Origin of the sequence: Streptomyces sp. NPDC050997 (genome assembly GCF_040660135.1) — a bacterium.
Lineage (GTDB): Bacteria > Actinomycetota > Actinomycetes > Streptomycetales > Streptomycetaceae > Streptomyces.
Window position 1 is genome coordinate 333,929 of the sequence record NZ_JBFAGK010000008.1, and the last position, 14,791, is coordinate 348,719.

The following is a 14,791-nucleotide window of genomic DNA, read 5'->3' on the forward strand; positions in this document are numbered from 1 at the left end:
CGGCCACTGCGGATTCCGGGCTGGACCCAACACCGCCTCCCCCATGGCCTGTTCGCGACATGGCGCTACGGTCACACCGACGCGCGGACCACGATCCGGCCTGGCACGGGGGCCAGGCCCTCCGTGTCGATACCGAGGGCGCCTCGGGCGGCGAGCCGCCCGAGGACTTCGGCGTCGATGTGGACGGTGGTGAGCGCGGGCGTGGACAGGGAGCCGTACTCGGTCTCGTCGAAGCCCATCACCGCCATGTCCTCGGGCACGCGCACCCTGAGGTCGTGCAGGGCGGTCAGGCTACGCAGGGCGATGTCGTCGTCGAAGGCGGCCAGGGCGGTTACGTCCGGGTGTGCTGCCAGAAACGTCTCGACGGCGGCCGCGCCGGCCTCCCGTGGCCGTGGCACGACGAGGCGTTCCAGGGGCGGAAGCCCCAGGCGCCGGGCGGCTTCCCGGGCGAATCCGAGGCGAGCCTCGGTGAGCGGGAAGTCATGGTCGGGCATGGCGATCGCGATCCGGAGGTGCCCCCGTTCGGCGAGGTAGCCGATCTGCAGGGCGGCGTTGGCGGCGAACCCGTTGTCCCAGTCCTCTTCGATGGGCCCGTGGCCCCGCATGTAGACCTCGCCGAGCCTGAACACCGCCCGCGGCGCGATGGTGTCGAGGATCTTCTGCGTGGCCTCGGGCGCGGCGTGTCCGTGCCGGACGAGAAGGACGTGGTCGTGCTGGGCCAATTCCTCGTCCAGGCCCCGGACGTAGCTGCGGGAGAAGTTGCCCTCGACGCCCCAGTCCACGTTGAGCACGACGATGCGCGACGACCCTTCGCGCAACGCGCGGGCGATCCCGTGCGGGACGTAGCCCAGGTCGCGGGCCGCTTCCAGGACCCGTTCCCGGGTCGCGCCGGAGATCGTCTGCCGTGGGTCGTCGTTCAGCACGAAGCTCACCGTCGCCCGCGACACGCCGGACGCCTCGGCCACGTCGCTCAATGTCACCCGGCCGGAACGGCCCATATCGGCATACTCCCTCTCCGTCGGACGGGGCACGCCCCGCCCACGAGCGGCGTCACCAGAAGTGGTGTCCGAACCCTAGAACGATTAAGCGCAAGGGACCAGCCTACGCGTGTTCCCGTTCCTTGACGCGTGACCGCGGCTGTACGGCGCCGGGACCGGGCCGGCCGCCGGTCGTCGCGGCCGGACGGCTCGGTCACAGGGATGGCGCACGACAAGACCGTTTCGTCCCTGCACCGGGCGGTTCTGCGTGCCGGAGAACAGTCCTCCGGCAGGCGAAGACGATGGTGTGGTTGCCGTCGCGGATGACCCGGTCCTCGGCGTGCCACAGCACGGCGCGGGAGAGCACCGCGCGTTCCACGTCGGCGCCTCGGCGGGAGAGGTCGGCGGCGGTCTGGGCGTGGGTGACGCGGACGACGTCCTGCTCGATGATCGGCCCCTCGTCGAGGTCCTCGGTGACGTAGTGGGCGGTGGCGCCGACCAGCTTCACGCCCCGCTCCTTGGCCTTGGCGTACGGCCCCGCGCCGATGAAGGCCGGCAGGAAGGAGTGGTGGATGTTGATGAACGGGACGCCGACGTCCTCGATGAAGTCGCCGGAGAGGATCTGCATGTAGCGGGCCAGGACGACGAAGTCGACGTTGCCCCTCAGCAACCGCAGGTGTTCCGCCTCGGCGGCGGACTTGTCCGGGCCCTGGCAGGGGACGTGGAAGAACGGGATGCCGAAGCCGCGCACCTCCTCGGCCACGTCGGGGTGATTGGAGATCACCATGGCGACGGTGACAGGGAGTTGGCCCTGCCGGTGGCGCCAGAGCAGGTCGAGCAGACAGTGGTCGGACTTGGACGCGAAGATCGCGACCCGCTTGGGCACCGACATGTCCCGAAGCGTGTAGCTCAGCCCGAACCCCTCCACCAGGCGCTTGTCGAGTTCGGCCCGCAGCGCGGGCATCGCCGCCTGGAGAGTGTCCAGGCCGAACACGGTGCGCTGGAAGAAGGCGCCGCCCTGTGGATTGTCGGAGTACTGGTCGAGGGAGACGATGTTCGCTCCGTGGCCACCGAGGACCGACGTCACGGCCGCGACGATGCCCGTGGCGTCGGCACCCTGCACGATGAGCGACGCCTGCTGGGCGGGGGGCTTTCCCGTCGCGGGGCGGGCCGGGGCGTCGTGCGTGAGGGTCATGCGAGGCTTTCCTTCCGGAAGCGGGCGGCCCAGTCGGAGGTGGCCTTGAGCCCGCCGAACGTATAGAAGTGGATCTTCAGGTCGCCGTGCCGGGCGGGGTCGTGGGCCGCGGCGAGGTCGCGCAGGAAACGGTCCGGTCCCGCGGTGCCCATGAGGTTGGTCAGCGAGAACCCGTATTTCTTGACGACGGACGCGCTGGTACCGACGCCGAAGCGGGCCGCGTACGACATGAGCCGGCGCACTCCGGCAGGCCCGGGCACACCGATCCTGATCGGGAGGCCGATGCCCTGGCCGCGGACCTTTTCCACCCAGGTGAGCACCCGGTCGACGTCGAACCCGAACTGCGTGATGACACCGCCCTCCAGGGGCTGGACGGCGAGCGCCCTGTGTTTGTCCCGCAGTGCGGACCAGAGCGATTCGCCGTCGATCGCCGGGTGGCCTTCCGGGTATCCGGTGATGCCGACATGCCGAACGCCGTACTCCTGCAGCAGCCCCGTGTCGATCAGGGACAGGGAGTCCGCATAGGGGCCCTCGGGGTGTGCCGGGTCTCCGCCGACGAGGAACACGTCGTCGGACGTGCCGTCGGCCCGCAGACCGGCCAGGAACCGCTCGAAGTCGGCGCGCGAGCCGAGGCGCCGGGCGGATATGTGCGGCACGGGCACGAAGCCGAGCCGCTTGACCGCGCGGGCCGCCGCCAGCCGCATCGGCAGATCCTCGTTGCCGAGGAAGGTGACATTGATGCGGGTGCCCTGGGGAATGGTGTCGCGGGCTTCTTCCAGTTTGGGGATGTCCTTTCCGGTCATCTCCAGGGAGAAGTCCTCAAGGAGCGATGTACCGACGGCTGTTCGTGCCGTGCTCGCGGGATTCATCGTCTTTCCTCTCACTTTCTCGTCTGCGGGGCCCAGCCCTCCAAGCCCCCGTCGCACCGCCGTGGCGGTGCGACGGGCCGGCGACGCGGCGACGCGGGGGCGCGGCACGCGTCGCAGGCCCGTGGGGCCGGAGCGGTGCCAGGCAGGTGGTCGCGTCAGCGGTCGCGGCGGTAGAAGGTGCGCGCGTGCTCGTTGAACGGGGAAGGCTGGACGGTGGCACGGATGCGGGGGAAGCCGAGGTCGGCCTCGGGGTGGGTGCCGGAACCGGGGTGCTCGCCCCAGACCACCGTCACCCCGGTGCCCGCGGCGGCATACTCGGAGTCGATCAGGGTCTGCGCCAGAACGGTGCCCACCGGGTCGATCGACGCGCTCTGCATCGTGACGCCGACCAGACCGGCGGCGGTCTCCACGCGGTGGCGGGCGTAGGTGAGCACGAAGCCGGGGTCCTGGCCCTCGCCGATGACCCTGCGCACGTCATCGGGGTCGAGGACGAGGGTGACCTTGGTGCGGCGTACCTCGCCCTTGGCCTTCTCCAGGGCGTCCCGGCCCACGAAGTCGTGGTTGAAGGAGATCATCTTTCCGTAGCCGAGTTCGTACGGGGAGACGTAGTAGTCCTCGATGTCCTCGGAGAAGAAGCTGCCGTTCAGCGGGCGCTTGCCCTCGATGCCGAACAGGGCCAAGTGCCGCCGGTAGTCGAGCAGTTCGGGGTCGGTGTAGATGCCGGGCACCGGCGAGGGGATCCAGCCGCTCTCCACGCTGGGCGTGGTGTAGGCCAGGGCGCCGACCTGGATCAGGCCGAGCGGCTCGCCGACCTTGAGGAACGTCTCGTGGACGTACGCCGCGTGCTCCCAGGGGCCGATGAACTCGAACCCGGCCTGGCCCGCCATGCCGTGGCGCAGGGCACGGAGGGGGCGGCCGTCCAGGGTGACCGCGCTGGAGTGGAAGAACTTGGTCTCCGGCAGCGGCCCGCCGAAGGCACGCTCGACCAGTTCCGCGGCCAGCGGGCCCTGGATCTGGTACCGGAACAGCTTCGGGTCACCGCCGCCGGGCCGGAAGGCGGACGAGGGGTCGGTGACGAAGCCGACGTCATAGCCGCCCTTCTCCGCGTGGTACCGCACCCAGTGCTGCGCCGCGGGGACGCCACTGAGCAGGTACTTGTTCTCGCCCTCGCGGGCGAGGATCCCGTCGGTGACGATCTTGCCGCTGCGGGTGACCGGCACGTACTGCTTGGCCTGGCCGATGGCGAACTTCTCGAAGTTGTTGGCACCGTGGTCGGCGAGCACCCGCGTCGCGTCCGGGCCCTCGATCCACATGTCGTACATGTGGTGCGAGAGGTTGAGCAGGGCCACGCCCTCGTGCCACGCGGCCTGCTCCTGACGCCAGCCCGCGTACTCGCGCTCGACAACCTCGGGGGTCCACGGCTCGGCGTTCGGCCGCCACAGCAGCTTCATCGGCGAACCGGCCTTCTCGATGCCGTCCTGAAGGGAGGGGGTTGCCATTGCGGCTCCTTTTTCGTAGCTGTCTGTCCCGAGAGAGCTAAATCGATCTAGTGCAGGCCAGCGGCAGGCCATGGCGCATGATCCGTCGATGGATCGACGGCACTAAAACGATCTAGCGAAGCTAGCAGAGCGGTCTCACTCAGGCGAGGCGCTGGGTTCGCATTCATTACGTGCGATCGACGCGCTCGACATAGGCGGTGGCCATGTGCACCGCCTATGTCGAGGCTCGCGCGGACGTCGTGCACGCGAACGCAGAACGCGCCTGCGACCGATGAGTGGAAGCCTGGGAACGTACGGCGCTACATCCACCCCCTCGCCGGAGGCGATCGTCTGCTCGCGCCCGGTGACAGCAGGCGCTGAACGTCGACCTCTACAGGGGGTTGTCCCGGAGCCAGGTCAGGACCTGGGCGGCGTGTTCGTCCGGGGGGAAGATCGGATAGAAAACGTGCTCGATCACGCCGTCGCGGATGATCAGGGTCAGCCGCTTGTACAGCGTCAGCCCGCTGGTCTCGAACGTGGGCAGGCCGAGTTCCTGTCCCAGGCTGTGTGCGGGGTCGGAGAGCATCTGGAACGGCAGGTTGAGCCGCCCGACGACCTCGCGCTGGTAGTCGGTCTCCTGGCTGGAGAGGCCGAACACGCCGTCCGCGCCGGCGGCGAGAAGATCCTGGTGGTGATCACGGAACCCGCATGACTCAGGGGTGCAGCCGCGCGCCCCGGGGATCGAGTCCCAGCCGTCGGGCAGGTCGATGCCCGGGCGTCCGGTGAGGGGGTAGACGTAGATCACCGTGCGGCCCACGCCGAGCGCGTCGAGGCGGACGGCCGTGCCGCCGGTGCCCTGGAGTACCAAGGGCGGCACCTTCGTGCCGGGCAGATGAGCGGCCGCGCCGTCATCCTCGGGGACGGGCAGGTCGGCGGGCATGCTCGTGTAGTCAGTCATCAGGTCCTCTCCTTCGTCGGCCGGTGAGACCCGGCTGCCGCGGTGAGCGGCCTGTCGCAGGTGCGCGACCAGTAGCGTCCGACGGGCGGTGAGTCCCTCGATCCGCTGAGTGAGCTCGTCGATCGCGTCCCGGTAACCGGCCAGCGACGCCGGACAGTCGTCGGCGTGTCGATGGCCGGCCGTGAGGCACTCCAGGAACGGGCGGGTGCGCTCGACAGGAATTCCGAGACTGCCCAGCGTCCGGATCTCCTGCGTGAGTCGTACGTGGTGCTCGTTGTAGTCCCGGTAGCCGTTGGCCAGTCGCTCGGGCGTGAGCAGGCCCAGCGATTCGTAGTAGCGCACCGCTTTCGTTGTCACGCCCGCCCGGCGGGCCAGCTCACTGATCTGCATGCCTCTCACCTCGAAGAACGCTAAACCTTGCCCCCGAGGGCAAGGTCAAGTCGCGGCGAGGCTCCCGCCTGCGCGGGCAGGTCGTTCGCGGTACGCGAACCGGTACAGGGCATCACATCTGTTGCAGGCGATGCGCGCTGAGTGCCAGAACCACCAAGGCCGCGTCCTCGGGGCGTCTGGGGTCGCGGCCGGTGAGTTCGGCGAAGCGGTTGAGGCGCTGTTGGATCGTGTTGCGGTGGCAGTACAGGGCGGCGGCCGTGTCGGCGACGGATCCGCTGCCCGACAGGTGCACCTGGACGGTTTCCAGCAGCCGGTCCGCCTCCGCCGGGGGAACTCCCGCGTGCAGCCCGCCGAACACGTCGGCCGCCAGATCTCGGCCGAGGTCCTCGGCCCGGTGGACCAGGACGTCGAGCCAGCTGTCCTCCAGCCGATGCGGTTCCGTGGCGTCGCGCGGCAGCACCCGGGCCGTGGCGGTCGCCAGCGCCACCGCGCGGGGCACCTCGGTCAGCCCGGTCACCACCGAGGAGACACCGCACGGCGTCCCCTGAAGCTGTGTCAGCACCGCTTCTCGGGACAGTCGAGGGCCCAACTGAACGACCAGGACCATGTCCGAGGCGACCGCCTGCTGCTGCAGCGGGGCACCGAGGCCGCGGAGTGCGTTCGCGACTCCACGCAGCGACGCTTCGCCGCCCCCGGGCGCGACCGCGGACAGGAACGGCCCGGACACCTGGAACCCGAGAGCCCGCGCGGCGTCCTGCACCACGGTGGGATTGTGGCCGTCGCTGTCCAGGAGCCGACTGAACCACAGACGCCGCTCCTCCTCCGTCCGCCGCCCCATCTCCAGCACGGTGCGCTGATAGGCGGTCATGATGCCGGTGACGTGACGCTCGACCGCCTCCCACACGTAGTAGGCGGAGGTGACCAACTGCGCCCTGCCCTCGTCACCCGCGCGCCGCACCAGGGCGGCCCAGACGACCCGGAAGTCCACGCGAGCGGCTTGCAGCAGCGCGTCCAGCGGAACGCCCTGCCGGGCGCGCTGTTCGCCGACCCGCTCGGAGACGCATGCGATGTGTTCCGGCACCGGCAACTGGGCGACGGTGCGCAACAGAACCTCGAACGCCTGCCAGGCGGTGTCGCGGAACTCCTGCGGGGAGACCAGGTCCGAGTAGGAGGCGCGGACCGGACCCACGTACTCGACCCACTCGTCGACCAGACTGTCGATCTCCTCCAGGCACTGGCGCGCCAGGGCGATGACATGAGGGTCCGGCAGGGGCAGCGACGAGTGCGGCGTGTGCATGTGCTCCATCGTGGCCTCGTCCTCACCTGGCATCAACGGAGGGGGCCGGTCCTCCACCTCGCTGTCCAGGCTGCGGCATCGTGTCACGCTTCGGCTTCGAGCGGAGTCAGCGAGCGTGTCCGCGTACGCGTATGACCTTCCGGTTGACGAACTCGCTCATTCCGTACGCCCCCAGCTCCCGCCCCACGCCGGAGAGCTTGACTCCGCCGAAGGGGAGGTCCTCCTGTGTGTCGGAGGGGCCGTTGATCGAGACCATGCCGACGTCGAGGGCGTCGGCGACCGCCTTCGCGGCCGGGATGTCGCGGCCGAACACGACGCTGCCGAGGCCGTACGGGGTGTCGTTGGCGAGGCGGATCGCCGTCGCGGTGTCGGGGACGCGGTGGACGACCGCGACCGGGCCGAAGATCTCCTCCTGGTACGCGCGCATGCCGGGGGCGACACCGGTGAGGACGGTCGGTTCGACGAAGGCGCCCTCGCGGGCGGGCCGCGTGCCTCCGGTCACCGCCGTCGCGCCCTGCTCCACCGCGTCGCTCACCTGCGCGATCACCTTTCGGGCGGCTTCCTCGGAGGAGAGGGGCCCGAAGGAGACGCCGTCGTCGGTGGGGTCTCCGACGGTCAGGGCTCGCACCGCGTCGGTGAAGGCGTCGAGGAAGCGGTCGTAGAGAGGGTCGACCACGATGAACCGCTTCGAGGCGGTGCACGCCTGGCCCGCGTTGCCCATCCGGCCCTGGACGGCCGCGCTGACGGCGGCCTCCAGGTCGGCGTCGGGGAGGACGATGAAGGGGTCGGAGCCGCCGAGTTCGAGGACGTACTTCTTGAGGTGGCGGCCCGCGACCTCGCCCACCGCGCGCCCGGCACGCTCCGAACCCGTGAGCGACACGCCCTGGACCCGCCGGTCCGCGATGACGCGGGCAACCTGCTCGTTGGTGGCGTACACGTTGACGTACGCGCCGGCCGGCAGTCCGGCCGCCCTCATGATGTCCTCGATCGCCTGCGCCGACTCGGGGCAGCTCGGCGCGTGCTTGAGGATGACGGTGTTGCCGAGGACGAGGTTGGGTGCCACGAAGCGGGCGACCTGGTAGTAGGGGTAGTTCCAGGGCATGACGCCGAGCAGTGCGCCGAGCGGCTCGGACCGGACGACCACGTCGTCGCCGCCGCGGATGTCGAGCCGCTGGTCCTCGGCGAAGGCGGGGCCGTGTTCCGCGTAGTACGCGAAGATCGCCGCCGACAGGTCCACCTCCCCCAGGGCCTCGCGGGTGGTCTTGCCCATCTCGCGGGTGATGATCGCGGCCAGTTCCTCTCGCCGGTTCTCGAACTCCCGGGACACGGCGAGGACGGCGTCGGCCCGCTCCTTGATCGGGCGTCGCCGCCAGTCGGCGAACTCCTCCGCGGCGGCCGCGATCGCGCGGTCGATCGCGGCGTCGTCCGACGTCGGATAGCGCCGCACGAGGCTGTTCGTGGCGGGGTCGACGATCTTGTATTCCGTCACGTGTTCCGTCTCGTGTGCCGTCACGTGTGCCGTCTCGTTCTCCGCCTTGATTTCCGTCTCGTGTGCCGTCTCGTGTTCCGTCACGTGCTTCTTCCTTCGCGGCTTCGGGTCGTGGACTGGTGATCGGTCAGCGCGGACGACCGGTCAGCCGAGGTGGAGGAGCGTCCGCAGGTCCTCGCCCGCCCGGATCCGCCGTAGGAGTTCCGGCTCGGCCGCGTCCGACAGTTCCGCCTGGTGCACTACGGCGGCCAGCGCGGCCGGCGGCAGGGCGATCACGCCGTTGGCGTCGCCGAGGACGAGGTCCCCCGGGGCGACGCGGACACCGCCGATGTCCACGGGCACCTGATGCCGCCCGCCCCGGCCGTCCAGTCGCTTGGTGGTCAGGCAACTGGTACCCCGGGCGTGGACCGGCAGTCCGAAGTGCGGATCCGTGAGCATGTCCACGTCGGTCACCACTCCGTCGACGACGATGCCCGCCGCCCCCCGTGCTCGCGCCGCCGCGATCGTGACGGCGCCGATCGGCGCGTGGGTGTGGTCGCCGCCCATGTCGACGACCAGCACCTCACCGGGGCGCAGTGCGACGAGCGCGTGGTTGAGCGCGGTGGCGTCCGGGGCGTCCAGGGCGAGGGTGGCGGCCGTACCGGCCATCCGCCGCGGCTGCCCCAGCCGCCGTACGGCCGGGTCGACGAAGCCCTCTTCGAGCAGATGGCCGAGGGTCGGGAGGTCGACTCGCTCGAGACGCTCCAGCAGCGCCGTGTGTACGAGGTCGCCCTGGTCCGGGGCCGTCACGCTCACCGCTCCGCCTCTGTCCTGACCACCGCGACGCACTCGATCTCCAGGGACACGCCCCACAGTCCCACGCACACCGTCGTCCGCGCCGGGCGACGGTCGGCGAAGAACCTCTCGTACGCCTCGTTGTAGGGCGCGAGCTGGTCCGGTGAGCTGAGGTAGGTGTTGACCTTGAGGATGTGGTCGAGGTCGGAGCCCGCCGCGTGGAGCACGGCTTCGAGGTTGCGCAGCGTCGCGTGCACGTCGTCCTCGAAGGTGCCGGTCGACTGTCCCGGGGCGGCGGGTATCTGGCCGGTGGTGAAGACGAAGCCGCCTGCGGACGTCGCCTGGACGTAGGGGCCGACCGCGGCCGGGACGCCCGGCGCCGAGTCGATCCGCGTGATCCCGCTGACGCTGTTACTCATGCGACCGCCCCGATCGGGCGCCCGGACGGCTGGGAGGCCAGGCCCGGCTCGTCGATGTCCCCGAACCGGGTCTCGGCGAGCAGGAGCAGGGCCAGCAGGGACAGGGTCGCCGCGCCGAGCACGTACCAGGCGATCGAGGAGCTGTTGCCGGTCGCCGTCAGGAGCCACGCGGTGATGGCCGGCGTCGCCGCGGATCCCAGCAGGCCCGACAGCATGTAGGCGACCGAGAGGCCCGAGTACCGCACCCGGGTGCCGAAGAGCTCGGCGAGGAAGGTCGCGATGGGTCCGTAGTTGGCGGAGAAGGCGATCATCATCAGGGCGTAGGCCACGAAGACCAGGGGCGCCGATCCGGTGTCCAGCAGCCAGAAGAACGGGAAGGCGAGTACCGCCTCCGCCGCGATGCCCGCGTAGATGACGGGCTTGCGGCCAACACGGTCGGAGAGCCGGCCGAAGTACGGGATGGCCAGGAAGGCGACACCGCAGGACACCATGACCGCCCACAGCATCAGGTTCTTCGAGTGCCCGAGGTCGCCTGTCCCGTAGCTCACGCCGGAGGCCACCATCAGGGTGAAGGTCGACCCCGTGGACAGCGTCGCGACGCCGCCCAGCAGCACCTGGCGCCAGTACCGGCGCATCAGGGCGAAGAACGGGATCTTGGCCTTGACGCCCTCCTGCCGGACCGCCTGGAAGGACGGCGTCTCCTCGATGTGGAGCCGGATGTAGAAGCCGATCCCGACGAGGATCGCCGAGGCCAGGAAGGGGATCCGCCAGCCCCACGAGTACAGCGCGTCGTTGCTCGTGGTGGAGGCCACCAGCAGGAACGCCCCGTTGGCGAGCATCGTCCCGATCGGTACGCCGATCTGGACCATGGAACCGAAGAATCCGCGCCGGTCGTCCGGTGCGTGCTCGACGGTCATCAGTACGGCACCGCCCCACTCGCCCCCCAGTGCGAGGCCCTGCACCACCCGAAGGCCGAGCAGCAGGAGGGGCGCGGCCACGCCGATGGCGTCGTAGCCGGGGACGAAGCCGATGGCGAAGGTGGCCACGCCCATCGCCGTCAGGGAGATCAGCAGCATGGACTTGCGGCCGAGCCGGTCTCCGAAGTGGCCGAAGAGTACGGCGCCCACCATGCGCGCCAGGTAGGCGGAGGCGAACGTCAGGAACGACAGGATCGTGCCGACGGCCCCGTCGAACTCGGGGAAGAACACCTTGCCGAACACCAGCGCGGACGCCGTGCCGAACAGGAACAGGTCCTACCACTCGACCGTGGTGCCGATCATGCTGGCCAGGGAGATCCTGCGCATCTTCGTCGCGTCGAGCCGGCTGCCGGGGGTCGGTGGGGAAGCGGGAGCGGTCATGGGGACTCCGGTCTGAGCAGAGGAAGCGTCTGGGTGGTGTGGGGGCGCCGTCCGGTCGGCCAACCGTGCATCGACGACTTCACCGACCACAAGAAGCAGAAGCACACCGCCAGGGCCCGGTGACTGTGCAGATGACCAATGCGCCACGTCGCACCGCGAAGCTTGGATGAAAACTTCGTGTTACGTACCTGGGCCCCACGCCCACCTCTGTTCATCTGCACATCGGGGCGCCCGCATCCGGGGGCCTTTGCCCCGTGTTTCCGGCCGCCTCGAAAGGAACACTGGCCGGGCAACCTCGGCCTCGAGAGAAGGACAGACCCCGATGGTGAACGTCGTACCCGAACCCTCCGCGCGCCCCCTCTCCGCCGGCCATCTCATCGTCGCGCAGCTGGAGCGCGAAGGCGTACGGCGGGTGTACGGCGTTCCCGGTGAGTCCTTCCTCGACGTTCTCGACGGCCTGCACGACTCGCCGGTCTCGACCGTGGTGACCCGGCACGAGGGCGGTGCGGGCTTCATGGCGCTGGCGGAGGGCAGGCTGACCGGGCTGCCCGGGGTGGCGATGGTCACCCGGGGTCCGGGCGCCGCGAACGCCTTCATCGCCGTACACACCGCGTACCAGGACGCGACCCCGATGCTCCTCTTCGTCGGACTGGTCCCGGTGCCCGACCGCGGCCGGGAAGCGTTCCAGGAGTTCGACCTCAGCGGATGGTTCGGCAGCACGGCGAAGAAGGTCGTCATGCTGGACGACCCCACCGCCGCCGCCCGTGTCGTCGCGGAGAGCATGCACGTGGCGCGCAGTGGTCGGCCGGGTCCCGTGGTGATCGGTCTTCCCGAGGATGTCCTCACCCTGCCCGCGGGCCCCTCCGGCAAGGTCCGGCCGCTCGCCGTACCCCGGCCCCGCGCCGCCGAGGCGGAGCTGAAGGAGCTGGTACGCCGGTTCGAACGGGCGCGGCGGCCCCTGGTCGTCGTAGGAGGCGAGGGGTGGACCGCGGAGAGCGGCCAGGAACTCATGCGCTGGGCGACGCGGCACTCGATCCCCGTCCTCGCCGACTTCCGCGCCTACGACGCCGTCCCCCACGACCTCGAGGACAACGGCGCCTACGTCGGCTCACTCGGATACGGCCGCGGCGACCACGCGGCCCGGCTGCTGGACGAGTCGGACCTCACGGTCTTCCTCGGCGCTCCGCGCGGCGACGTGCTCAGCGACGGATACACCCGTGGCCTCGACTCGGAGACGGTGCTCGTCCTCCCCGGCGACGCACAGGGCCACAGCGGCCGTATCGACCAGTTCGTCTCGGCCCACGCGCCGTCCTTCGTCCTCGACCTGGTCACCACGCCCGCGTCGCCGGACGCGGACGTCGCGTGGTTCAGGGCCGCCGGGGAGGCCCACGCCCGCTTCACCACTCCCGCGCCCGAGCCGGCCTCGGACGATGACGCCCACGTCGACCTCACCGCGGTCATGAGTGTGCTGCGGGAGGAGCTCACCCCCGACGCCGTCATCACCTACGGCGCCGGCAACCACGCCCTCTGGCCGGCCCGTTACCTTCCGCACCGAGCCCCGGCCTCCCTTGTCGCGCCCCGCAACGGCGCCATGGGCATGGGCATACCGGCCGCCGTCGCCGCCTCGCTGGCCTTCCCCGGCCGCGAGGTCGTGTCCGTGGCGGGCGACGGCTGCTTCCTGATGAACGGTCAGGAGATCGCCACCGCGGTGGGACACGGAGCCGTCTTCGTCGCCCTGGTGGTCGACAACGGCTGCTACGCGACGATCCGGGAGCATCAGGAGGGCGCCTACCCGGGCCGCCCGTCGGGCACCCAGCTGACCAACCCGGACTTCGCGGCGTGGGCCCGCTCGTACGGTGCGTACGGCGAGACCGTGACCTCGCATCGCGACTTCCGCGAGGCGTTCCGGCGTGCCCGCGCGAGCGGGCTCCCGGCGGTGCTGCACCTGATCCAGGATCCCGTGGTCCGCGCTCCGGCGACCGCCGGCTGAGCCGCGAAGCCGCCCGCTCGATGAGCACGGCTGGACCGCGGCCGCCGCTCTGCAACGTCTCGCCCCTGACCACCGGTCCTGACCACTGGTCCTGACCACCGGTCCTGAGCCGGCCACAAACGCGTTCCCGCACCCCACCCGCAAACCGACAGGACGTGATCATGAGCAACCCCGACACCATTTCCACTGCTCCGGCTGCACACGACATCACCCTGCTGGAGGACTTCGCGACCCTCTCGGCGTTCGGTGCCACACCCGGCGGCGGGGTCGACCGCCAGGCTGCCACCCCCGCCGACGCGGAACAGCGTGCCTGGCTCCACCAGTGGCTCACCGCCCGCGGCGCCGACGTGCACTACGACGGTGTCGGCAACCAGTTCGGTCTCTTCACCGTCACGCCCGGAGCCCCGTACGTCCTCACCGGCTCGCACCTGGACAGCCAGCCGCTCGGCGGCCGCTACGACGGAGCGTACGGAGTGCTCGCCTCAGCCCACGCCGCCCACCGGGCCGTGGAACGGTGCAGCGTCTCGGAGGCTTCTCCGAAGTACAACGTGGCCGTGGTCAACTGGTTCAACGAGGAAGGCTCCCGGTTCAAGCCGAGCATGATGGGCAGCTCGGTGTTCACGGGGAAGCTGCCGGCCCGGACCGCCCTCACGACGACCGATCCCGCGGGCACCACGGTCGAAGCCGCTCTCCGCGAGATCGGAACGATCGGCGACTACCCCGGGCCGGACGTGGCAGCGTACGCCGAGATCCACATCGAACAGGGCCGCGACCTGGAGAACAAGGGGATCACTGTCGGCCTGGTGGATGCCACCTGGGCGGCACGCAAGTACCAGGTCGTGGTCCGCGGCGAGCAGTCGCACACCGGATCGACGATCATGGCGGACCGACGCGACGCCCTGTTCGGCGCCTCGCTCCTCGTCGTGGCGGTGCGCGAACTGGCCGAGCAGAGCACGGACACGCCGCTGCACACCTCGGTGAGCGAGATGACCATCGAGCCCAACTCTCCCGTGGTGGTCGCGCGCGAGGTGCGCATGCACGTCGATCTGCGTTCGCCCGACGAAGCGCTTCTCGACTCGGCGGCCAAGAAGCTGGCCGAGTCGATCCCCGGCATCGAGGGGCGTGCGTCGGTCACCATCGAGCAGGTTCAGACACACGGTTGGGGCGTGGCGTCGTTCCCGGCGGCCGGCGTCAAGCTCGCGGCCCAGGCAGCCGACGAGCTGGGGCTCAGCCACCAGACCATGATGACCATCGCGGGACACGACTCCGTGAACATGAAGGATGTCGCGCCCTCGATCATGCTGTTCGTGCCCAGCATCGAGGGAATCTCCCACAACGAGGGCGAGTTCACGAACGACCAGGACATCAGCGCGGGCACCGATCTGCTGACCGAGGTGGTCGGCCGGCTCATGTCGGGTGCTCTGGACGCCACACGGTGACTGTGCCGAGGAATCGGCATCCGGTGCGGTCGGCGCCCCGCACCCGCGAGCTCTGAGAACCCCAGGTCTCAGGACCTGGGGTTCCTGGATTCCCCTGTGGGTGGGGGTGCTCAGCTCAGGGCGTTTGCTCAGCTCGGGGCGTTGAGGGCCTCCGGGGC

Annotated in this window: 12 protein-coding genes; 2 read left to right on the forward strand and 10 right to left on the reverse strand. The window is 70.2% G+C overall.

All coding sequences use genetic code 11. The features are described 5' to 3' along the window. Positions 1-71: 71 nt before the first annotated feature. The 10 genes from AB0H86_RS21115 to AB0H86_RS21160 form a co-directional block, all read right to left on the reverse strand. Entirely contained in the window at positions 72-998 is a 927-nt protein-coding gene (locus AB0H86_RS21115; protein WP_362440572.1) for a LacI family DNA-binding transcriptional regulator, read from the reverse strand. A gap of 193 nt (positions 999-1,191) precedes the next feature. After that, the gene (gene purU, locus AB0H86_RS21120) at positions 1,192-2,172 is read right to left on the reverse strand and encodes a formyltetrahydrofolate deformylase (protein ID WP_362440575.1); all 981 of its coding nucleotides are present in this window, start codon (positions 2,170-2,172) and stop codon (positions 1,192-1,194) included. Beyond that, complete coding sequence (locus AB0H86_RS21125; RefSeq protein WP_362440578.1) at positions 2,169-3,041, reverse strand: methylenetetrahydrofolate reductase; 873 nt, start codon at positions 3,039-3,041, stop codon at positions 2,169-2,171. The genes purU and AB0H86_RS21125 overlap by 4 nt, the downstream gene beginning before the upstream one ends. Before the next feature lie 155 nt (positions 3,042-3,196). Further along, on the reverse strand, positions 3,197-4,540 hold the full coding sequence (locus AB0H86_RS21130) for an aminomethyl transferase family protein (protein ID WP_362440581.1): 1,344 nt from the start codon (positions 4,538-4,540) through the stop codon (positions 3,197-3,199). Positions 4,541-4,910: 370 nt separating this feature from the next. Beyond that, positions 4,911-5,867: a redoxin family protein gene (locus tag AB0H86_RS21135; RefSeq protein WP_362440584.1), complete on the reverse strand. Its 957-nt coding sequence runs from the start codon at positions 5,865-5,867 to the stop codon at positions 4,911-4,913. 112 nt (positions 5,868-5,979) lie between these two features. Continuing rightward, a complete protein-coding gene (locus AB0H86_RS21140; RefSeq protein WP_362440587.1) occupies positions 5,980-7,164 on the reverse strand; it encodes a helix-turn-helix domain-containing protein in 1,185 nt (394 codons plus the stop codon). 106 nt (positions 7,165-7,270) lie between these two features. After that, positions 7,271-8,653, reverse strand: a complete 1,383-nt coding sequence (locus AB0H86_RS21145; RefSeq protein ID WP_362440692.1) for an NAD-dependent succinate-semialdehyde dehydrogenase — start codon at positions 8,651-8,653, stop codon at positions 7,271-7,273. 144 nt (positions 8,654-8,797) lie between these two features. Continuing rightward, complete coding sequence (locus tag AB0H86_RS21150) at positions 8,798-9,442, reverse strand: RraA family protein (protein ID WP_362440590.1); 645 nt, start codon at positions 9,440-9,442, stop codon at positions 8,798-8,800. A 2-nt stretch (positions 9,443-9,444) separates the two neighbouring features. Continuing rightward, positions 9,445-9,846 (reverse strand): Rid family hydrolase, encoded by a 402-nt coding sequence (locus AB0H86_RS21155; protein WP_362440593.1) that lies wholly within the window; start codon positions 9,844-9,846, stop codon positions 9,445-9,447. After that, positions 9,843-11,066 carry an MFS transporter gene (locus tag AB0H86_RS21160; protein ID WP_362440596.1) on the reverse strand — a complete coding sequence of 408 codons (1,224 nt, stop codon included), beginning with the start codon at positions 11,064-11,066 and terminating at the stop codon, positions 9,843-9,845. Before AB0H86_RS21160 ends, AB0H86_RS21155 begins: the two co-directional genes overlap by 4 nt. 460 nt (positions 11,067-11,526) lie before the next feature. Here AB0H86_RS21160 and AB0H86_RS21165 point away from each other — a divergent pair, with 460 nt between their 5' ends. Continuing rightward, on the forward strand, positions 11,527-13,194 hold the full coding sequence (locus AB0H86_RS21165) for a thiamine pyrophosphate-dependent enzyme (RefSeq protein WP_362440599.1): 1,668 nt from the start codon (positions 11,527-11,529) through the stop codon (positions 13,192-13,194). Between the two features lie 161 nt (positions 13,195-13,355). Next, positions 13,356-14,633, forward strand: coding sequence for a M20 family metallo-hydrolase (locus AB0H86_RS21170; RefSeq protein WP_362440602.1), 1,278 nt, complete (start codon positions 13,356-13,358; stop codon positions 14,631-14,633). Positions 14,634-14,791 lie beyond the last annotated feature (158 nt).

Excerpts from the sequence above, each read along its gene's own strand:
- AB0H86_RS21135 (WP_362440584.1), bottom strand. The coding sequence starts at position 5,867 with ATGCAGATCAGTGAGCTGGCCCGCCGGGCGGGCGTGACAACGAAAGCG.
- AB0H86_RS21140 (WP_362440587.1), bottom strand. The coding sequence starts at position 7,164 with ATGCACACGCCGCACTCGTCGCTGCCCCTGCCGGACCCTCATGTCATC.
- purU (WP_362440575.1), bottom strand. The coding sequence starts at position 2,172 with ATGACCCTCACGCACGACGCCCCGGCCCGCCCCGCGACGGGAAAGCCC.
- AB0H86_RS21155 (WP_362440593.1), bottom strand. The coding sequence starts at position 9,846 with ATGAGTAACAGCGTCAGCGGGATCACGCGGATCGACTCGGCGCCGGGC.
- AB0H86_RS21170 (WP_362440602.1), top strand. The coding sequence starts at position 13,356 with ATGAGCAACCCCGACACCATTTCCACTGCTCCGGCTGCACACGACATC.
- AB0H86_RS21165 (WP_362440599.1), top strand. The coding sequence starts at position 11,527 with ATGGTGAACGTCGTACCCGAACCCTCCGCGCGCCCCCTCTCCGCCGGC.
- AB0H86_RS21115 (WP_362440572.1), bottom strand. The coding sequence starts at position 998 with ATGGGCCGTTCCGGCCGGGTGACATTGAGCGACGTGGCCGAGGCGTCC.
- AB0H86_RS21130 (WP_362440581.1), bottom strand. The coding sequence starts at position 4,540 with ATGGCAACCCCCTCCCTTCAGGACGGCATCGAGAAGGCCGGTTCGCCG.
- AB0H86_RS21125 (WP_362440578.1), bottom strand. The coding sequence starts at position 3,041 with ATGAATCCCGCGAGCACGGCACGAACAGCCGTCGGTACATCGCTCCTT.